Annotated in this window: 14 protein-coding genes; 8 read left to right on the top strand and 6 right to left on the bottom strand. The window is 68.1% G+C overall.

Going from position 1 to position 20,228, the window contains the following annotated elements; all coding sequences use genetic code 11:
* Positions 1-63: 63 nt before the first annotated feature.
* From ACKVMH_RS00370 to ACKVMH_RS00360, 3 genes are read left to right on the top strand one after another with little or no spacing between them, the layout of a single operon-like run.
* Positions 64-657, top strand: a complete 594-nt coding sequence (locus ACKVMH_RS00370) for a LemA family protein (RefSeq protein WP_412698816.1) — start codon at positions 64-66, stop codon at positions 655-657.
* A 42-nt stretch (positions 658-699) separates the two neighbouring features.
* Positions 700-2,643, top strand: a complete 1,944-nt coding sequence (locus ACKVMH_RS00365) for a M48 family metalloprotease (RefSeq protein WP_412698815.1) — start codon at positions 700-702, stop codon at positions 2,641-2,643.
* A gap of 52 nt (positions 2,644-2,695) precedes the next feature.
* Positions 2,696-4,036 (top strand): NTP/NDP exchange transporter, encoded by a 1,341-nt coding sequence (locus ACKVMH_RS00360; protein WP_251370645.1) that lies wholly within the window; start codon positions 2,696-2,698, stop codon positions 4,034-4,036.
* 75 nt (positions 4,037-4,111) lie between these two features.
* On the opposite strand, the gene ACKVMH_RS00355 is transcribed toward ACKVMH_RS00360, so the two are convergent.
* Positions 4,112-6,580, bottom strand: coding sequence for an acyl-CoA dehydrogenase (locus tag ACKVMH_RS00355; protein WP_412698814.1), 2,469 nt, complete (start codon positions 6,578-6,580; stop codon positions 4,112-4,114).
* A 205-nt stretch (positions 6,581-6,785) separates the two neighbouring features.
* Between ACKVMH_RS00355 and ACKVMH_RS00350 the strand changes: the two genes are divergently transcribed.
* Positions 6,786-7,385: a TetR/AcrR family transcriptional regulator gene (locus tag ACKVMH_RS00350; RefSeq protein WP_215219710.1), complete on the top strand. Its 600-nt coding sequence runs from the start codon at positions 6,786-6,788 to the stop codon at positions 7,383-7,385.
* A gap of 59 nt (positions 7,386-7,444) precedes the next feature.
* Positions 7,445-9,232, top strand: coding sequence for a phosphoenolpyruvate carboxykinase (GTP) (locus ACKVMH_RS00345; protein WP_412698813.1), 1,788 nt, complete (start codon positions 7,445-7,447; stop codon positions 9,230-9,232).
* A 67-nt stretch (positions 9,233-9,299) separates the two neighbouring features.
* Here the strand turns inward: ACKVMH_RS00345 and ACKVMH_RS00340 are convergent, their stop codons facing one another.
* The 4 genes from ACKVMH_RS00340 to hslO all read right to left on the bottom strand — a co-directional run bounded on the left by ACKVMH_RS00340 (position 9,300) and on the right by hslO (position 15,880).
* Complete coding sequence (locus tag ACKVMH_RS00340; RefSeq protein WP_412698812.1) at positions 9,300-10,595, bottom strand: aspartyl/asparaginyl beta-hydroxylase domain-containing protein; 1,296 nt, start codon at positions 10,593-10,595, stop codon at positions 9,300-9,302.
* 105 nt (positions 10,596-10,700) lie between these two features.
* Positions 10,701-13,574, bottom strand: coding sequence for a TonB-dependent receptor domain-containing protein (locus ACKVMH_RS00335; protein WP_412698811.1), 2,874 nt, complete (start codon positions 13,572-13,574; stop codon positions 10,701-10,703).
* 388 nt (positions 13,575-13,962) lie between these two features.
* Positions 13,963-14,832 (bottom strand): XOO1806 family protein, encoded by an 870-nt coding sequence (locus ACKVMH_RS00330; protein ID WP_407074563.1) that lies wholly within the window; start codon positions 14,830-14,832, stop codon positions 13,963-13,965.
* Between the two features lie 103 nt (positions 14,833-14,935).
* Positions 14,936-15,880: an Hsp33 family molecular chaperone HslO gene (gene hslO, locus ACKVMH_RS00325; protein WP_412698810.1), complete on the bottom strand. Its 945-nt coding sequence runs from the start codon at positions 15,878-15,880 to the stop codon at positions 14,936-14,938.
* A gap of 97 nt (positions 15,881-15,977) precedes the next feature.
* Here hslO and mtgA point away from each other — a divergent pair, with 97 nt between their 5' ends.
* The 3 genes from mtgA to ACKVMH_RS00310 are packed head-to-tail and all read left to right on the top strand — an operon-like array spanning position 15,978 to position 18,196.
* Positions 15,978-16,700 carry a monofunctional biosynthetic peptidoglycan transglycosylase gene (mtgA, locus tag ACKVMH_RS00320; RefSeq protein ID WP_412698809.1) on the top strand — a complete coding sequence of 241 codons (723 nt, stop codon included), beginning with the start codon at positions 15,978-15,980 and terminating at the stop codon, positions 16,698-16,700.
* Between the two features lie 52 nt (positions 16,701-16,752).
* A complete protein-coding gene (locus ACKVMH_RS00315; RefSeq protein ID WP_412698808.1) occupies positions 16,753-17,808 on the top strand; it encodes a glycosyltransferase family 2 protein in 1,056 nt (351 codons plus the stop codon).
* On the top strand, positions 17,768-18,196 hold the full coding sequence (locus tag ACKVMH_RS00310) for a CBS domain-containing protein (RefSeq protein ID WP_215219716.1): 429 nt from the start codon (positions 17,768-17,770) through the stop codon (positions 18,194-18,196). Before ACKVMH_RS00315 ends, ACKVMH_RS00310 begins: the two co-directional genes overlap by 41 nt.
* 25 nt (positions 18,197-18,221) lie before the next feature.
* Here the strand turns inward: ACKVMH_RS00310 and ACKVMH_RS00305 are convergent, their stop codons facing one another.
* Positions 18,222-20,216 (bottom strand): AsmA family protein, encoded by a 1,995-nt coding sequence (locus tag ACKVMH_RS00305; RefSeq protein ID WP_412698807.1) that lies wholly within the window; start codon positions 20,214-20,216, stop codon positions 18,222-18,224.
* Between the last annotated feature and the right edge of the window lie 12 nt (positions 20,217-20,228).

Here is a 20,228-nt window from a genome sequence, read left to right as displayed (position 1 = left end):
GCGCCTGCGTATGCTCGGGGTCCCCGGATCATAGCGCCGGTTTTCAGGGTTACGCGAGCAAACATGTTCAGCTTCCTGATTTTGTTGGGTTTGTTTCTCCTGTTCATGTTCTGGGGCGTGGGCCTCTACAACGGTCTGGTGACCGCCCGGAACGCCTACAGGAACGCCTTTGCCCAGATCGACGTGCAGCTGCAGCGCCGTTTCGAACTGGTCCCGAACCTGGTCGAGACCGCCAAGGGTTACCTGACCCACGAGCGGGAAACCCTGGAAGCGGTGATGCAGGCGCGCGCGGCGGCGGTGTCGGGCTTGTCGGCGGCCAAGGCCAATCCCGGCGACGCCACTGCCATGGCCCAGCTGGACGCGGGCGAGCGCCAACTCGAGGGTGCGCTCGGAAGGCTGATGATGGTGGCCGAGGCCTATCCGGACCTGAAGGCCAACCAGACCATGGCGCAGCTGTCGGAAGAGCTGACCAGCACCGAGAACCGCGTGGCGTTTGCACGCCAGGCCTACAACGATGCGGTGATGGCCTACAACAACAAGCGTGAGGTATTCCCCTCGAGCCTGGTGGCGGGCAACTTCGGTTTCGCCCCGGCCGCGCCACTTGCCCTGCCAGCGGACCAGCCCGAAATGCGGCTGGCCCCCCAGGTGCGTTTCTGACGCTTGGCATGGCGCCGCCCGCGCGGCACCGACATCCGTCCGATGAACTTCTTTGAGCGCCAGGCGGCCGCGCGCCGCGCATCCGTTCGGCTGGTCGTGCTGTTTGCACTGGCCGTGGTCGCGGTCGTGCTCGCGGTGGATGCACTGGCCTGGGTGGTGAGCGGCGGAAGCGGCGGTGCCCTGGTGGTGGCGACGGTCCTGACCCTTGCGACGATCGGCCTGGGTTCGCTCTACCGGCTGGCGAGCCTGGGCGGGGGTGGCGAGGCGATTGCCGCGCAACTGGGTGGCACGCCGGTCGCGGCCGACACGACCGACCCCGAGTTGCGGCGCCTGCGCAACGTGGTCGAGGAGGTTGCCATTGCCTCTGGCGTACCGGTGCCGGGCGTGTACGTGCTCGACCATGAGGCGGGGATCAACGCCTTTGCTGCCGGCCACGCAGCGGCGGACGCGGTGGTGGCGGTCACCCGCGGGGCGCTCGAGCGGCTCAACCGCGATGAGCTGCAGGGCGTGGTCGCCCACGAGTTCGCCCACATCCTCAATGGCGACATGCGGCTCAACCTGCGGCTGGTCGGGGTGCTGTTCGGGATCTCGATGCTGGGCCTGATCGGCCGCCACGTGCTGGACTTCGGGCGCGTCGGCCTGCAGGGGCGCGGGCATCGTCGTGGCGCTGGCGTGGCGGTCGGCGTGATGGTGGCCGCGGCGGCGATGATCGCGATCGGCTGGGTGGGGTTGCTGTTTGCCCGCCTGATCCGTGCGGGGGTCAGTCGACAGCGCGAGCGCCTGGCGGACGCCAGTGCTGTGCAGTTCACCCGCCAGCCGGCCGGCCTGGCCGGTGCACTCAAGAAAATCGGTGGCCTGCCTGACGGGTCGGTGCTGGCTTCCACCGGCGATGCCGAGGAAGTCAGCCACATGCTGTTCGGCGACGGCCTGGGATTCGGCGGCCGCATGGCGGAATGGTTCGCCACCCATCCGCCGCTGGTCGAACGCATCCAGGCGCTGGAGCCGTCTTTCAGCGACCGGCAACTGGCGTTGCTGTCCAGGCGCTGGAAGGACCAGCCGCCGCACGGGCTGGAGGAAGACATGCACCTCGGCCTTGCCACCCACGACCCACTGCCACCCGCGCACGCCGAACGGGGCATCGTTGCCGGGCAGGTGTCCGCACACGTTGGCAATCCGGACGAAGACGACCACCACCGCGCGGATGTCGTCATGGGTGAGCTGGGTGAACCGTTGCGCGCTCTCGCCCGTGACCGCGACCGGGCCATCGCGCTGGTGCTCGGTGTGCTGGTGGACCCGCGCACGGACGTGGCCCAACGGCAGCTGTTCGGCATCGCCGCGCGCCTGGGGGAAGCGGTCGCGACCGACGTGCGCGGACTGTACGAGCGCCACCTTGCCCACCTGCACCCGATGCTGCGGCTGCCGTTGGTCGAACTGTCGTTCCCGGTGCTGCGCCGGCGTCCGCGTCCGCAACTGGAACTGCTGCTCGACACGGTGGAAGCGATGTCGACCGCGGACGGCGAGGTGTCGCTGTTCGAGTACTGCCTGGGCCGGCTGCTGACCGTGCAGCTGCGCGAGTCCCTGGCGCCGGCACGCTATGCCAGTTTCGGCCGCCGCAAGCCGGGGACGCTCGTCGACGAGATCACCGTCCTGCTGACGGTTGCCGCGCATGCCGGCCATGCCGACGAGGTGTCGGCGCGCCATGCGTTCCTGGCCGGGATGCAGCACATCCTGCCGCACCACCAGGCCCGCTACCGGGCGCCGGCCCAGCCGGTACAGGCGCTCGAACAGGTGTGGCCATCGCTGGACCTGCTCCACCCGATGGCCAAGAAGCTGCTGGTCGAGGCCGTGACCATCGCGGCCAGCCACGACGGCCGTGTCAGCGTGGCCGAAGCCGAGCTGCTGCGGACCATCTGCGCGATCCTGCACTGTCCGCTGCCGCCACTGCTGGGCGCCGCGTACGGCCAGGCCGACCGGATCCGTCACTGACAGCGCAAGCGCGTTCGGCTACCGTGCCGCATCGCTCGTCCCGCGGCCCGCCGTGACCTCCAACGTCTCCAACCTGCGCCGGTTCCGCGTGGCCCTGGCCGAGTCACCACCGCTGTGGTGGGCGCTGCTCTATTTCTTCTGCCTCCTGTGCGGCTACTACGTGCTGCGTCCGGTGCGCGACGCGATGGGCGCGTCCGGCGACCCGGCCACGGTGTTCCCACGCTGGTTGGTCGACCTGGCGGCTAGCGCCGGCGTCGACCTGGGCGAGTACACCCTGCAGGTGCTTTTCAGCGCGGTGTTCGTGGCGATGGTGCTGCTGCAGCCGGTCTACGGCGCGCTGGTGGCGCGTTTTCCCAGGCGGGTGTTCCTGCCGCTGGTCTATCTCGTCTTCATCGCTTGCCTGCTCGGTTTCTACTGGCTGTTCGACACCGGCGTTTCGGGCCGTGGTGCGGCGTTCTACGTCTGGAGCGCGGTGTTCAACCTGTTCGCCGTGGCGGTGTTCTGGAGCTTCATGGCGGACGTGTTCGACAACGAGCACGCCAAGCGCCTCTACGGGTACATCGGCGCGGGCGGCACCATCGGTGCATTGGTCGGCCCGGCCATCACCCGCTGGCTGGTCGGCCCGCTCGGGGTGGCGAACCTGTTGCTGGTGTCGGCCGGCTTCCTTGCGGTCTGCCTGCTGTGCATCCTGCGGCTGAGGCCCTGGGCGGCCCGCCGGGAACGCCGGCACGGTGTGCACGATGGCGAGCAGGCCATCGGCGGATCGGTGCTGGCGGGGCTCAGGCTGGTATGGCAGGAACCACTGCTGCGGGCGCTCGCGGTGATGATGGTGTTCGGGGTCGGCGTCGGCACGTTGCTCTACAACGAGCAGGCCGCGATCGTCCGGGAGTTCCATCCGACGCCGGAAGCGGCGACGCGCTATTACGCCACCATCGACTGGGCGGTGAACGGCCTGACCCTGGTGATCCAGCTGTTCGTCACCCGTTGGCTGCTGCGCCGACACGGCGTGGCGCCGGCATTGCTGCTGCCGGCATTCGCGATCCTGCTGGGCTACTGCGCGCTGGCCGCGTCGCCACTGCCGCTGCTGGTCGCGGTGGTGCAGGTGGCCACGCGCGCCGGCGAGTTCTCACTCGCCAAGCCCGGCCGGGAAACGCTGTACACCCGGGTCGATCGCGAGTCCCGCTACAAGGCCAAGGCGGTCATCGATACCGTGGTGTACCGCGGTGGCGACCTGACGTTCGTGTGGGTGCACAAGCTGCTGTCGATATTCGGTACGACCGCGGTGTTCGCCACCGGCGTGCTGGTGGCGCTCGGGTTCCTCGGCGGCGCCTGGGGCGTGGTGCGGGCGCAGCGGCGGTTGCCCGGGGACGGACTGCACAACGACGCCGACTGACGGCCGCCCGTTGGCGCAACAAGAAAGCGGCGGGCTCTCGCCCGCCGCCGTGTCAGCTTCGATGGCCGCGCCGGTTCAGGCGACTTCGCGGCGACCCTGCGACTCGTCCCGGTAGCCCGCCGAACGCAGCTCCGCGGGATCGAAATCGTCCACGCTGATGGTGTCGACCGTCATTGCGCGCAGCTCCTCGAGCTGGCGGCGCTCCTCCCCGGTGATCCAGCCTTCGCGCACGCCCTCGTCCAGCTGGGCGGTGAAGGTCAGGCCTTCGATGTCGCTGCCCTTGATCGCCTTCAGGAACTTGCGCTCGACCGGCTCGGCGAGGATGACCGCCTGCAGATAGCTGTTGATGCGACCGGCCGGGTTGGTCGGGCCCGGGGTGGTGAACACGCCCGTCGCCAGGCGGTCGCGCGCCTCGTTGGGCGACATCAGCAGCGAAGCGGCGCGGCGGCTCAGGCGGTCGCCCGGCGGGGTCGCCCGGCGGCCCAGCGGGAAGATCAGGGCCCACAGCAGCCAACCGACCGGGCGCACCGGGAAGTTGCGCAACGCACCCGACAGCGCCACTTCGATCTTGTGCACGGCATTGAGCAGCGACCAGGCCAACAGCGGGTGGTCGGTCTCCGGCCGGCCCTGGTCCTCGTAGCGCTTGAGCAGCGCACTGGCGATATAGAGCTGGCTGAGCACGTCGCCGAGGCGGCCCGACAGCGACTCCTTGAACTTCAGCTTGCCGCCGAGCAGCAGCATCGAGGTGTCCGCGCACAGCGCCAGCGCCGCCGAGTACCGGTTGAGCTTGCGGTAGTAGCGGCGGGTGTACGCGTCGCCCGGCGCCTTGCCGAAGCGAGCGGCGGTCAGGCCGAACCACAGCGAGCGCACGGCGTTGGAGATCGCAAAGCCGATGTGGCCGAACAGGTTGCGGTCGAACTCGCGGACGCGCTCGTCCTCGTCCGGCAGCATCGCCGCCTTCATCTCCTTGAGCACCCACGGATGGCAGAGGATCGCGCCCTGTCCGAAGATCATCAGCGAACGGGTCATGATGTTCGCGCCCTCGACCGTGATCGCGATGGGCGAGGCTTGCCACGAGCGACCGAGGTAGTTGCGCGGCCCGAGGATGATGCCCTTGCCGCCGTGGATGTCCATGGCGTCCTGCGCCACCTGGCGCCCGAGCTCGGTGCAGTGGTACTTGGAGATCGTCGACGGCACCGCCGGCAGCTCACCGCGCGCCACCGCGGCTGCGGAGGCCTCCGACAAGGCACTGATGGTGTAGGCGTTGCCGGCAATGCGGGCCAGCGCTTCCTGCACGCCCTCGAAACGCCCGATCGACAGGCCGAACTGCTTGCGGATGCGCGCGTAGGCGCCGGTCACCACCGCGGCCAGCTTGGCGCCGCCGCTGGCAGTGGAGGGCAGGGTGATCGAGCGGCCGATCGACAGGCACTCCACCAGCATCTGCCAGCCCTTGCCCGCGTACGCCTCGCCACCGATCAGCTGGCTCAGCGGCAGGAACACTTCCTGACCGCGCACGGGACCGTTCTGGAACGGGCTGTTGAGCGGCATCGCGCGGCGCCCGACCTCGACCCCCGCGGTTTCCCGCGGCAGCAGGGCCAGGGTGATGCCGATGTCGCGCTTGTCGCCGAGCAGGCCATCCGGGTCGTACATGCGGAACGCCAAGCCGATCAGCGTCGCGACCGGTGCCAGGGTGATGTACCGCTTGTCGAAGGTCAGCTTGACGCCGACCACGTTCGCACCGTTCCAGTCGCCCATGCAGACGACGCCGAAATCCGGGATCGAGGTGGCATCCGAGCCGGCCCACGGACCGGTCAGCGCGAAGCAGGGCACCTCGCGGCCGTCGGCCAGGCGCGGCAGGTAGTGGTCCTTCTGTTCCTGGGTGCCGTAGTGCATCAACAGTTCGGCCGGACCCAACGAGTTGGGCACGCCTACCGTGGAGCTGACCACCGAGGAGATCGACGCGAGCTTCTGGATGACCTTGTGGTTACCCAGTGCCGAAAAGCCCAGGCCGCCGTACTCCTTCGGCACGATCATTCCGAAGAAGCGGTTCTTCTTGATGAACTCCCACATTTCCGGCGGCAGGTCGGCGCGCACGTGGGTGATGTCCCAGTCGTCGGTCATCCGGCACAGCTCCTCGACCGGGCCGTCGAGGAACGCCTGCTCGTCGGCGGTGAGGGTCGGCGCCGGCTGGTCGAGCAGCACCTGCCAGTCGGGGCGGCCGGAGAACAGCTCGCCCTCGAAGCCGACCGTGCCGGCCTCGATTGCCGAGCGCTCGGTCTCCGACAGCGGTGGGAGGATCTTGGTGTAGAAGCCCAGCAGCGGGGTGCTGATGAAGGGCAGGCGGATCTGCGGCAGCAGCAGCGGCACCGCGATCAGCGCGGCGATGATGCCCGCCACCGCGGTGGCGACGCCGTTGGCGCCCAGCAGCCAGCAGGCCACCAGTGCCACGGCGGTCAGCGCGGCCCAGACCGGCAGGCGCAGCCGGTGGTACGCGGAGAACGCGCCGACCAGCAGGAATACGAGGAAGGGGACTGCAATGCTCATTTTGGCGCTCCGGCAGGGGTGCGGCGACGGTGACAGGGTAATCGGCAGTCGGTGGACGGCGCGGCGATGGCGCCGTCCAACATACGGACGAGTATGGTAATATCGCGGGGCCGCGTCAACCCAACGACCCAGCGCATCGGTATGCCGTCGCAGGGGTCAATACGTTCCCCGTCGGTGGCGTACGGTTGCTACAATCGCCCCCCTGATGACGACCATGCCCACGACCGCATCGCCCCGTCCGGAACGCAGTGGCCGCCTCAGCGCGGACGACTGGGGCCAGGCGGCACTCGACCTCATCGCCGAACAGGGCGTGGCCGCCGTGGCGGTCGAACCCCTCGCGCGCCGCCTTGGCGTAACGAAGGGCAGCTTCTACTGGCACTTCCCGTCGCGCGATGCCCTGCTCGTGGCCGCGCTGGAGCGCTGGGAGAAAGTCGAACAGGAAGAAGTGTTCGGCCAGCTCGAAGCGATCGCCGACCCCAGCCAGCGCCTGCGCGCGCTGTTCAACCTGGTCGCGCACGAATACAAGTCCCACGTCATCTATTCCGAGCTGCTCAAGGCGCTGGACCATCCCGCCGTGCAGCCGGTGATCGGCCGCGTGTCCGACCGTCGCATGGAATACCTGACCGCCTCGTTCCGACAGGCCGGTCTGGGCCGCACCGATGCGCAGCACCGCGCCCGCCTGGCCTATGCCGCGTACATCGGCTTCCTGCAGCTCAACCTGCAACTGCACCAGGCGCGTCTGCAGCACGACGAGTTCGAGGCGTACGTCGAGCACGTGATGGTGACGCTGATTCCTTCCCAGTGAACGACCCCGGCGGTCGCGCACCAACGATTTCCGAAACCCACCGGCTGGAGGCCAATGCCGTGAATGCCATTTCCGAAGCTGTTCCCGTCGCCGCGACTGCCGGCAGCAAGCTCCAGGCGCTGAACGCCTGGGTCGCCGAGGTCGCCGCGCTGACCCGTCCGGACCAGGTCCACTGGTGCGACGGCAGCGACGCCGAGAACGCGGAACTGGTGCGCCGGATGGAAGCCGACGGCACCCTGATCCGGCTGAACGAGCAGACCCATCCGGGCAGCTGGTTGCACCGTTCCAACCCCGACGACGTGGCACGCGTCGAGCACCTGACCTTCGTGTGCACCAGCGAGCGCGACGACGCCGGCCCGAACAACCACTGGCTGGCGCCGGCCGAGGCGCACGCGAAGATCGACGCGCTGTTCGACGGTTGCATGGAAGGGCGCACGATGTACGTGATCCCGTACTGCATGGGACCGATCGACTCCCCGTTGTCGCGTTGCGGCGTGGAGATCACCGACAGCCCGTACGTGGTCGCCAACATGCGGATCATGACGCGCATGGGCGCGCCGGCGCTGGCGCGGATCGAGCGCGAGGGGAGCTTCGTCAAGGGTTTGCACTCCACTGGAGAGCTCGACCCTGACCGCCGTTTCATCATGCACTTCCCCGAGGAGCTGACGATCAAGTCGTACGGCTCGGGCTACGGCGGCAACGCGCTGCTGGGCAAGAAGTGCCACGCGCTGCGCATCGCCTCCTACCAGGCGCGATCGGAAGGCTGGCTGGCCGAGCACATGCTGATCCTGGGTATCACCAACCCGCAGGGCGAGACCCACCACATCGCCGCGGCGTTCCCATCGGCCTGCGGCAAGACCAACCTGGCGATGCTGATCCCGCCGGAAGGCTACGTGCGCGACGGCTGGAAGATCACCACGGTCGGCGACGATATCTGCTGGATGCGTCCGGGCAAGGACGGCCGCCTGTACGCGATCAATCCTGAAGCCGGCTTCTTCGGCGTCGCACCGGGCACGTCGAAGAAATCCAATCCCAACGCGCTTGCCTCGATCCAGGCCGAGACCATCTTCACCAACGTCGGCGTGACCGCCGACAACCAGCCGTGGTGGGAAGGCCTGGGCGAGGGCGAGCCGGTCACCGACTGGCGTGGCGAGCCGTACGACGCCGCCAAGCGCCCGGCCGCGCACCCCAACTCGCGGTTCACCGTGTCGGCGCGGCGCTGCCCGAGCTACTCGCCCGAGGCCGAGAACCCCGAAGGCGTCCCGATCAGCGCGATCGTCTTCGGCGGCCGCCGTGCCTCGCTGGTGCCGCTGGTGTTCGAAGCGCGCGACTGGACCCACGGTGTGCTGGTCGGCGCGGCGATGGGTTCGGAGACCACCGCCGCCGCGACCGGTGCTGTCGGCGTGATGCGCCGCGACCCGATGGCGATGAAGCCGTTCTGCGGCTACAACTTCGCCGACTACTTCAACCACTGGCTGTCGTTCGACGACGGCAGGAACAACCTGCCGAAGATCTTCCACGTCAACTGGTTCCGCAAGGGCGATGACGGTTCGTTCCTCTGGCCGGGCTTCGGCGACAACCTGCGCGTGCTCGAGTGGATGATCGGACGGGTCAAGGGCGAGGCGGGCGCGGTAGAGACCCCGATCGGCCACCTGCCCACCGCCGGTGACCTCAACCTCGACGGGGTCGAACTGGGCGATGAGGCCCGCGAGAAGCTGTTCGGCTTCGAGCGCGACGGCTGGAGGGCCGAGTTCGACAGCATCGGCGAGTACCTCGACACCTACGGGCCGCGCATGCCGCCGGCACTGAAGGACGAGCAGCAGCGGATCGCGGCCGCACTGGGCTGACTCCGCCCCGCACGCGGCAGTACCCGACAAGGCCCGGCAACGGGCCTTGTCGATTTGTGGGGCGGGCTCAGAGCTGGTCGCCCTTGAGGTCGCCGATCGTGCGGACCAGTTCGGTGATGCCGGCGCACTCCACGTCGGTGAGGTACGGGTTCCAGACGTCGAACAGCAGCACCACGCGTGTCCGGTGGCTGTTGTTCCATGCCTCGTGCTCGAAGGTGTCATCGAACGTCACGCAATGACCTTCCTGCCAGTCGTGCCGTTGTTTGGCGACGCGCAGCGTGCAGTCCCCGGGCACCAGCAGCGGCAGGTGGGTGACGACGCGGGTGTTGGTCACGCCGGTGTGCGGCAGGATGTGCGAGCCGGCCCCGAGCACCGAGAACAACGCTTCGGGGGCATGGCCGGGGATACGGACGATTGGTGCGGCGTCCAGGGCAGCGGCGGTATCCGGTGCACGCCTGCAGTTCGCGTCGTTGCGACGCCCATGGCGGTGGAAGAAGAACCCGTCCCACTGCGGTCGCCCGGCGTTGCCGGCCAGGTACTCCGACTTCATTCCCGGAGGCGGTTCGCCAAGAAACGGCACCAGCCCCGCGTCCTCGGCGAGGATGCGCAGCAGTTCAGTCTTGAGGAATGGTGTCCGTGCCTCCAGCTCCGCGTGCCACGGAAACAGGTTGCCGTCGAAGATCGGCGGCGAGGGCAGGTCGGGGAAGAAGAGGAAGGTGGGGCGCTGGTCCGGGCTTGCAGGTGCGACGGAGCGGTCGCCGAGGTAGCCGGCCAGGCACCGGCGCAACCGCGCCATCGCCTGCGTGCCGTGGCGGTGCTCCAGCGGATCCACCAGGGCCTGGAGGACCGCGGGATAGTGGTCACGGACGAAATGGAGCGCGTGCTTCACCGCCGGCGCGAGAGCCGCGGGAGTGGTGCCGGAGTCGACCCATTCGCCGCCCGCTTGGGCACCGGTCAGTGCCTGCAGGTAGGCCGCGACTGCATCGCGGCGACGTCCCTGCTGCTCCAGCGCGGTCCCGAGGTAGAGCCGGGCAGCGTGAAAGTCCGGATACTCGACCAGCGCTGGCCGTAGGACGGCTTCGGCTTCGTCCGCGCGCTTCTCGTGAAGCAGCGCCAAGCCGAGGTTCTTCCTGGTGGTGGCATCCGCCGGCGACGCGAGCATTGCCTGCTCGAGCAGCAGCCGCGCCCCGACAGGGTCCCCGCTGGCGAGTGAGGCGACCGCCAGGTAATTGAGCGCCTCGGTGTCCTCCGGCAGCTGCTGCAGGAGTTCCCGGTATGCCGAAATCGCGCCGGGCCGATCGGCAGCCATCGCCGCGGATCGCGCGGCGGCACGCAAGGCTTCTGGGGTGGCGGCATCGCTCATTGGAATTCGATCCGGTGTGGCGGCGTGGCGGTGTGGCGTCCCTTAATGAAAAAGGGCGGCTCCGTTACCGGAGCCGCCCCGCAACTATCCCTGATCAGACTTCGATCAGAACCGCTGTACGTACTCGAGGTACATGTAGCGGCTGTCCGGGATGTCGTACTGCGGGTCGAACGAGTTGGCGAACGCGTTGTACGCGGTCGGCGCACGCTTGGCGAACACGTTGTTCACGCCCAGCTTGACGGTACCGTTCCACGGCAGCTCGTAACGGGCCTGCACGTCGTGGTAGGTGGTCGCACCAAGCGTGTTGCGCGCGGCCAGGCCGTTCTCGTCGCGACGGTCGTCGTCGGAGCAGAGGCCCTCACCCGGGAACGGGCAGTCCTCGACCAGGCGCGAGTAGTAGCGGCTGATCCAGGTGACGCCGAAATCGCCCATGGTCCAATCGAGGTTGGCATTGGCACGCAGGCGCCAGTTCGGGTCGTCCTGGTAGTACATGCCGACGGCATTGGTGGGCTCGTCCTCGGCGGTGAATGCCGATTCCCACTTAGCGGTGTAGGACGCGTTCAGGCCGGCGTTGAACTGGCCCCAGGCGGTTTCCGGGAAGCGGTAGTTGACATCCAGGTCGTAACCCTCGGCCTCGATGACGCTGAGGTTCTGCGGGACGAGGAACAGCTCGACGATCTGCGAGTCGCTGGCGCGACGCGAGAACAGGTCGCAGTACGACTGGTTACCTTCGACGTAGCACTGGTCGAGGATGTAGCTGGTGGTCGGCGTCGAGAGCGCGTTCTCGATCTCGATGTTCCACCAGTCCAGCGCGATGTCGAGGCCTTCAACGTACGACGGGCTGTAGACCAGGCCCAGCGTGGTGCTGGTGGAGGTCTCCGGGCCCGCGTTCGGGTTGCCGCCCAGCGAGAACGGGAACAGGGTCTGGCCGAAGTAGCCGAAGCCCTGGTTGGTCTGCTGGATGAAGTCGTCCGGCACGCCATCGGCGGCACAGTTGGCCGCGATGGTGGCGGTGCGGCCGGCATAGTCGCTCGAGCAGATGTCGCCGAACTGGACGTAGCTGTCGGCCAGGCCGCGGTACAGGCTGGAGATCGACGGCGCACGGAAGCCCTCGGCCCAGTTACCGCGGACCAGCAGGTCTTCGATCGGCTTCCACTTGAAGCCGAACTTGCTGTTCACGGTATCGCCGAAGTTGCTGTAGTCGGAGTAGCGCGAAGCCACGCTGAACTCGAGCAGCTGGGCGCCCGGAACATCGGCCAGGAGCGGAATCAGGAGCTCGGCGTAGACCTCGTCGAGGTCATAGGCGCCTTCGGTCGGCTGACGGCCGTTACCCGACGAGTAACCAGCGGCCACGAACGCGTCCGGGCGGTCGAAACCGCTTTCCTTGCGCGACTCGACACCGGCGGCGAAGCCCATCATGCCGCCCGGCAGTTGCGCGATCTCGCCGCTGAGGTTGGCCGTGAAGCTCTCGCTGCGGTTCTGGAACGCGTCCTGCGCAGTGAATAGGATGTAGTCCATCTGCTCGGCGGGCACGCTGCCGGCCGGCGCGAGCGGGTTGAACGGCACGCAACCGTCGATAACGTCGCCGCCCGGCTCCGTCACGCAGACAACGCGACCATCACGCAGCTCGGAGGGACCGACACCCAGTGCGACGTTGCGCATGTTGGCGTCGCCGATCTGCGCGTCTTCCTGGTCGGACTTGTTGAAGTTGTAGCCGACGTCCCAGTCGAAGTAGCGGTCGGCGAACTGGAAGGAACCTTCCAGGCCGACATAGGTGTGGAACGTCTTGACGTTCTGCTGGTAGACACGCGCCTGCTCGGTGAGGCGGTGGCTCCAGGTGACGTCACGCCCGTCGCCACCGTAGATGGTGTTGTACGGGTTGAAGTAGCTGTCGCCGCTCAGCAGGGTGTCGGCGTCATTACCGAGCGCAGGGCCGCCGCTCAGCGGGAAGCCGGCGAGCTGCTGCTCGGAGCGGCGCTCGTTGTACAGCGCATCGGCGCGGAACGTGATGCTGTCGCTCAGGTCGAAGCGGCCCTTCAGGTAGAGGGCGGTACGGGTCTGCGGGGTCAGCAGGTAGTTGTCGGCGGCATAGTTGTACGCGTGCTCGCTGACGTTCCACGGAACCAGCTGGTCCAGCGCGTAGCGCTGCTGTCCGTCCGGACCGATGCCGGTGGCGCCCGGCGGGACGATCATGTAATTGCTCAGTTCGCCGTTCGGGCCGCCGTTCCAGATCTTGCCGTTGGCCGAAAAACCGCTGTAAAGCGCGGAACCGAGGCCATAGACCGGGTCGGCAGACTGCTCGCGATCGCCAGCCATGACCGAGCCTTCCTCGACGCGGGACAGGCTCATCACGACGTTGCCGCGGTCGTTGCTGGTGCCGATCGTCGCTTCGATGGTCTGACGGTCGCCGTCACCCTCGTCGAACTGGCCGATGTGGGTACGGAACTCTGCACCTTCGTAGTTGTCACGGGTGATGATGTTGACCACGCCCGCGATCGCGTCCGAGCCGTAGATGGCCGAGGCGCCGTCCTTCAGGACTTCCACGCGTTCGATGATCGACGACGGGATGGTGTTGAGGTCGACCGAGCCGCCGAGGCTGGAGACCCAACGACGACCGTCAACCAGGACCAGGGTGCGCGACGAGCCGAGGTTGCGCAGCGAGATCTCGGACGAGCCGTCACCGCCGTTGTTGAAGGTGCGGTTGATGGACGGGCCGGCGGCGGAAATGCGGTTCAGCACTTCGGCGACCGAGGTCACACCCTGCTTCTGGATGTCTTCGCGGCTGAGGACCAGGACGGGCTGCGAGGTTTCGGCATCGACCGAACGGATGCGCGAACCGGTGACTTCGATGCGGTCGAGCGTGGTGGCTTCCTGCTCGGCCGGCGCGGCGTCCTGCGCGAACGCAGTGCCGGTGACGGCGGTGCCCGCGACAAGCGCGAACGAGATCGCGTTGCGGAGCTTGGTGGTCTTAAGGGTCATCTCTCTCTCCAAGTGTGTCTTGGTAATTCCCATGGGAACCCCGCCGGTGAAGTCAAGAAAGACGCCAAATCCGGCAAGGTCGGCCGATGGTATCCCTCCCCGCCCAAAAATTAAAGTGTCGTTAATAAATTGATTCAAGCCACTTCGAGCCACCATGTTTCGTAATTAATTCAATGGCTTGTAATTCATGAACGGGTGGTCAGGTCCCGCAATCGCGTGATCCGTCCGAGATCCCGTCAAAAAAATTGCGGATCCGGTGCGCTGCAGACGGCTGCGACGCCCACGGCAAGGCGCGCCCCCGCGGCGGAACCGGGGGCGGGGGACAGGATGGAATTATGAGAAGCGGGAAAGCGGCCGGCCGGCGGTCAGTGCCGCGTGCCGGCGGGACTCAGAGGTCCTGCTCGTAGCGGACGTAGGGGATGGTGCCCTCGTCCTGGTCCGAACTGCTGCGCGAGAACGGGTTCTTGCCACGCGTCACGACGTTCTCGGCGCCAACCGTGAGCTGGCCGCTCCACGGAGTGCGCCACGTCAGGCCGACGCCCAGACCTTCCCACTGACCCGGATCATTCGGAGTATCGACCACGCGTCCGACAATGTTCGCGCCGAAGTCGCCGATACCGGCGCCGACGGTGATGGAGCGGCTGCTCCAGCGGTCGGCGAGTGCCGGGACGTCGCCAGCCGGAATCAGCCGCGCGCGCGCCCAGGTGCCGCCGATCGACACCGTGGCTTCGTTCCCGATGTTCTGCTGGCCATAGACGGTCAAGGTGTTCTGGTCGAGCTGGCTGGTCTGGCCGTTGGGGCTCAGCCAGGCCGGCATGCTGTCGCGGCCCTTGCCGACCGCCAGCGCGAGCCGGGTGCCGGCGCGGCTGATGCCGGCACCGACGCTGGACTGCTTGCTGCCGTTGGCACGCTTTCCATCCTGCTCCAGCGCGGCGAGCAGGCAGTGGTTGGCGAGGTTGCCGATGGCGCTGGCCAGGCCGGTCTTGCGGTCGCACACCAAGCCGAGCGTGTCGCCGGCCTCAAGGCCGAACGCCGCATCAAGCGTGGTCCGACCGACCCGCCACCGGGCACTGGTGGTCGAGTTGCCGGTCGGCTCGAGCAGCAGTACCGCCTCAAGCTTGCCGCTGGCGTTGTTCCATACCGGCAGGACGGTGGAGTCCCCATGGGCCGGTGCCTTGCCGTTCTGCGCGTACGCGCCCGCCGCCACGCCAAGGGCGAGGAACAGGGTTAACGGCAGTCGGAGCAGACGCAGGTCCATTGATGTCGATACGACCGGGAAGCCCCGGTGTAGTTCCCCATGCCACGAAATTCGATCTTAGGGTGTTTATGAATCTTTAACAATCAACGTCGTGTGAAGACGCTCACTGGGACCGCTCCGGTGCCTCCAGGTCCGATGTGTGGGCCTGGAGCAGCGTTCGTACCTCGGCCTCGGTGAAGATGTACTGCTCCCCACAGAACTCGCAACGGACCTTGGCTTCCCCATCGGCCGCCGCCGCGAGGGCTTCGTACTCGCCGAGCGATACCAGCATGGACTCGACCCGCTCGCGCGAGCAGGAGCAGCCGAACGAAAGCGGCTTGCCGCCGAGCATCTCCACTCCGTCCTCGTGGAACAGTCGGAGGACCACCGTCTCGCCGGTGGCCTCCAGCAGCTCGGCAACGCCGAGGGTGTCGAACAGGGCGCCGACGCGTGTCCAGCCGTCATCGTCGCCAGCGTCGCCGGGCAGCTTCTGGACCATCAGGCCGACCGCCGTCTGGTCGTCGACGGCCAGCAGGAGACGGGTAGGGAGCTGCTCGGATTGACGAAAATAGTCCTCGAACGCTTCCGACAGCGACGGCGATTCCAGCGCCACCAGGCCCTGGTAGCGCACCGGCTCCCGATCGCCGCGGGCGGGGTTCTCGATGGTAATGGCGAGCATGGCGCCGTCGCCGAGCGCCCGCAGGTCGCGCGAGACGGGACCCGCCTCTTCGGCCAACTGGACGATGCCGCGTACTGTGCCGCGCGAGGTGCACTCGGCGAACACGGTGCGCAACGTTCCCTGGCTGCGCAACTGCACCGACAGCCGACCTTCTACCTTTGCGTGGCCGGTGAACAGCGCCGACGCCGCGACCGCCTCGCCCAGCATCTCGATGGCCGCCGGTGCCTGCGCGTCCACGTCCGACATGCGGTCGCGGATCTTGCGCCAGGCGTCGCCGAGGCGGACATACACGCCTCGAACGCCGGCCTGCTGGATCAGGAAGCGATCGAGCTGGCCGCCGTCGGGGGCGCGCTGGTCGCCGGGGGGGGTGGCGGGATCGGAAAGGTTCATCGGTGGCGGTTCCTGTGTCGGCGCATCGCGGATAATGCGTGCAGACCAGTGATGGGTGGATGCGCGAGATGGGGGCTGAGGTCAACCGGTGCAAGCGATGACGAAGACCCCGGGTACCCGCCGGCGACGCCGCTGGTTGCGCTGGCTGCTCGCACTGCCACTGATGTTCCTGCTGGTGAGCACGCTGCAGGTGGCCACGCTGCGCTTCATCGACCCGCCGTTCTCGGCGTTCATGGCCGCCCGCGTGCTGCAGGCGTGGGGCCAGGGTGATGGCGGGTTCCGCATCGCATACGACTGGCGGGGCCGCGACCAGGTGTCATCGCACCTGCCGGTGGCGGTGATCGCCTCCGAGGACCAACGTTTCGCCGAGCACCACGGCTTCGACCTGGAGGCGATCGAGAAGGCGCGTCGCAACAATGCCCGCGGCGGCCGGCTGCGCGGCGCCAGCACGATCAGCCAGCAGGTGGCCAAGAACCTGTTCCTGTGGAGCGGCGGCGGCTGGGTGCGCAAGGGCATCGAAGCCTGGTACACGGTGTTGATCGAAACCCTGTGGCCGAAGGCGCGGATCCTCGAGGTGTACGTCAACGTCGCCGAGTTCGGCGATGGCGTCTACGGGGCCCAGGCCGCCGCCCGCACCTACTTCGGGAAGGATGCCTCCGAGCTCGGGCCGGCCGAGGCGGCCCGGCTGGCGGCGGTGCTGCCCAGTCCGAAACGCTACAGCGCGGCGCGCCCGGGCCCGTACGTGCAGCGCCGCACGCGGGCGATCCAGCGCCAGATGCGCCAGATCGGCGGCACGGGTTATCTCGACGGGCTGGAGTAACGGGACTTGCGGCGCACGGCGATGACCGACAACGCATGGGTCGCGGGCTAACATGCGGCCGATGAGCGCAGATGCCCACGCCACCGACGACCGCCTGACCGTCGTCGTCGCCGCCTTCAACGAGGCCGAGAGCCTGCCGGTGCTGCAACTGCGCCTGGCCGCGGTGCTCGACGACGTCGCCGCCACGCACCGGCTGGACTGCCGCGTGGTGTACGTCGACGACGGCAGTACCGATGCGACCTGGTCGGTGCTGCAGGCGCTGGCAGCGGGTGACCGCCGTATCGCGTTGCTGCGCCTTTCGCGCAATTTCGGCAAGGAGCTGGCGCTGACCGCCGGGCTGGACCACGTCGACCAGGGCGCGGCGCTGATCCTCGACGCCGACGGGCAGGATCCGCCGGAACTGATTCCGCGTTTCGTCGAGCAGTGGCGTTGCGGCTACGACGACGTGTTCGGCACCCGGATCGAGCGCGAGGGCGAGGGCTGGCTCAAGCGCGGCTCGGCGCACGCGTTTTACCGGGTGATCGGTCGGCTGTCGAAGACGCCGATCCCGGCCGACACCGGCGACTTCCGGCTGCTTTCGCCGCGCGCGCTGGCGGCGCTGGGTCGGCTGCGCGAGCGCCACCGTTTCATGAAGGGGCTGTTCGGCTGGGTCGGCTTCAATCGCGTGGCGGTCCCGTACCACCGTGAGCCACGCGTCGCCGGCACCAGCAAGTTCAGTTACTGGCGCCTGTGGAACCTTGCGCTGGAGGCGATCACCAGCTTCTCCACCGCGCCGTTGCGGCTGGCGACCTACCTCGGCCTGCTGACGGCGATGGTCGCGTTCGGCTATGGCGTATGGGTGGTGGTCAAGGCCCTCGCGTTCGGCGACCCGGTGCAGGGTTGGCCGACGATGATGGCGGTGATCCTGTTCCTCGGCGGCGTGCAGCTGATCGCGCTGGGGCTGATCGGCGAGTACCTGGGGCGGCTGTACGACGAGTCCAAGCAGCGTCCGCTGTACCTCATTGACACGTGGCGCCCGGCCTCCGGGGTATCCTCCGGGCAGGTCCACCTCGTCGAAGGAGACGGCCATGCGCAACGTGCGGCACCTGCTCGAAGCGAAAGCGCCTGAGGTTTTTGCGATCGGTCCGGACGTACCGGTGATCGACGCGGTGCGTTTGATGGCCGAAAAGTGCATCGGCGCGGTCCTGGTGATCGAGGACGCGCGACTGGTCGGGATCCTGTCGGAGCGCGACTACGCGCGGAAGATCGTATTGCAGGGCCGGTCTTCGTCCGACACCGCCGTGCGCGACATCATGACCCCGGACGTTGTCACCGTCGGGCTGGACGACACCGTTGACCAGTGCATGCAGGTGGTCACCCACCGACGCATCCGCCACCTGCCGGTGGTGGTGGGCGGCGAGGTGCTGGGCGTGGTGTCGATCGGGGACCTGGTCAAGGCGGTGATCGAGGACCAGCAGGTCGAACTGGACCAGCTGCAGCGCTACATCGCCAGCTGATCGACAACCGCGGCATCGCGCCTGGTCACTTGGCGTAGCGCCCGCCGCAGGACGCATCCTCTCCGGGGCCGAGCTCGAGCGTTGCCAGCAGCGCGGCCGGCGGGGCGATGTTGCCGAGCGTGAGTGCAATTGCGGCACGCAGGCCGATGCGCCCCATGTCCGGACGCAGGTCGGGGTTGGCAAAGCTCCCATCCACCAGCAGCGGTGAGCGGAACGCGAAGAGGCTGCGGTCCTTCGGGCGCGGCTTGATCACCAGGTCCAGCCGCTCGTCCTTGAGATTGATCGTGCCTTCGCCGACCAGGAGGGTGTCGGTGGTGTCGAACGCCAGCGAGCGGGCGGTCATGACGCCGCCGGCGACGCTGAAATCACCGAACGCGCAGCGCACCGGGATCAACCGGTCGTCGGTGAGCTTGAACTTGATGATCTCGGCCAGGTCGATGCCGGCCATCTCCATCAGCAGGTTGCTGATGCGCCCGCGGCCCATGCCGACCGCCACTTCGCCGTCGCTGCTTCCAAGCATGGCGGCCACCGAGTTGCCGCTGCCGGCCAGCTGCACGTGGCCCCCGACCTTGCCTATCGCGTTCTTCGCCAGTTCGACCTCCGGCAGCAAGCTGGACAGGTCCAGCCCGCTGGCGTTGACGTCGGCGCGGGTGCGGATCGGGGATTCACGCGCGTCCATGCGGATGGTCGAACGGATGTCGCCGCCGGCAACGCCGAAGTTGAGCGGGTCCAACCGGAGCAAGCCGTTCTCCAAAAGCAGGTGCGCGTCCATGTCGTCCAGTGGCAACGATGGGGCGTTGATGCGCGCCGCCCGCAGCCGCACGTCGGCATCCATCGCCTGCAGCTTGTCCAGTTCGTACGGGGTGTCGGGCAGCACGCGTCCGCTCGACTGTTGCTGGCTGGCCCGGGCGGCGAGTTCGGGATTGGACGACTCGCCCCCGCCGGTGTCGGGGGCGCCGCCGACGAAACCGGCCAGGTCGTCGAAGTCGAGCCGGCGGGAGTGGAGGTCCGCGCGCAGGTAGGGGCGTGGGCCGCCGGTGTCGACGTTGGCATCGCCGGCAAGGTCGCTGTCGCCGACGGCGCCGTCGAACCCGTTGTAGAACCACGTGCTGCCGTCGCGGGTGAAATGGCCATCGAGGTTGTACGGCGGCGTGTCAGGCAGCGCGATACCGAGCAAGGGGTAGAGGTCGGCGAGGTTGTTGCCGCCCAGCGCGAGCTGCAGGTCGAAGTCGCGCAGGCGCAGCGGGTCCAGCAGGGTGCCGCGGGCATGCGCGTGGGTGTCGCCCGCGCGCGCGCGGGCATCGATGCGGTACGGGCTGTCGGGGTCGCGCAACTCCAGCGGCGACTCGGCCGTGCCCTCCAGGGTGAACGCGTTGCCCTGCCAGCGCCCGCCCCCCTCGACCAGGATCGGCGGCGCCGCGTCGCCTTTGCCTGGTTTCGCGGTGGCGATGTCCACCTTGATGTCGGTGTCGTTGGCGGCATCGAGGAACGCCAGCTTGCCTTCTTCGACCCGGATGCGGCGGAACTCGACCTCGCCATCGCCCGGCTCGCCGAATTTCCAGTTGCCGCCCTTCGCGCCCCGCTCGAGGTTGAGCCGCGGCGCGGCCAGCCGGATGTCGGGGATCAGTACCCGGCCGCGCAGCAGCGGCTTGATCGCAATAGCCAGCTCGAGTTTCCGGGTGGTCGCCATGAGCGGCGTGCTGGCCCAGTCCGCATTGCCGAACGAGAGATCCTCCGCGGTGATCACGGGCACCCAACCCAAGTCGACGTCGAGGTTGCCCCCGATCTCGAAATCACGCCCGGTGCGCGCCTCCACCTGGCGTTCGATCGGACCCTTGAACCAGTTCCAGTCCCACAGCACGAGCAGCGCGATGATGGCCAGCGCCAGCACTGCAAGCGCCGTCAACCACGGGTGGCGGACCACCTGCTGCCTGGCGCGCACGGCGGCGGATGCGGGCGGGGCCCCTTCCGTCTCCGTGCGCGGGGGGTCGGGTGAGCCGCCTGGTGTCGGGGTGGCCATTGGCCGGAGCGG

The organism is Lysobacter zhanggongensis (genome assembly GCF_046638635.1).
Taxonomy (GTDB): domain Bacteria; phylum Pseudomonadota; class Gammaproteobacteria; order Xanthomonadales; family Xanthomonadaceae; genus Novilysobacter; species Novilysobacter luteus.
This window is presented reverse-complemented; position numbering and strand designations above follow the sequence as displayed.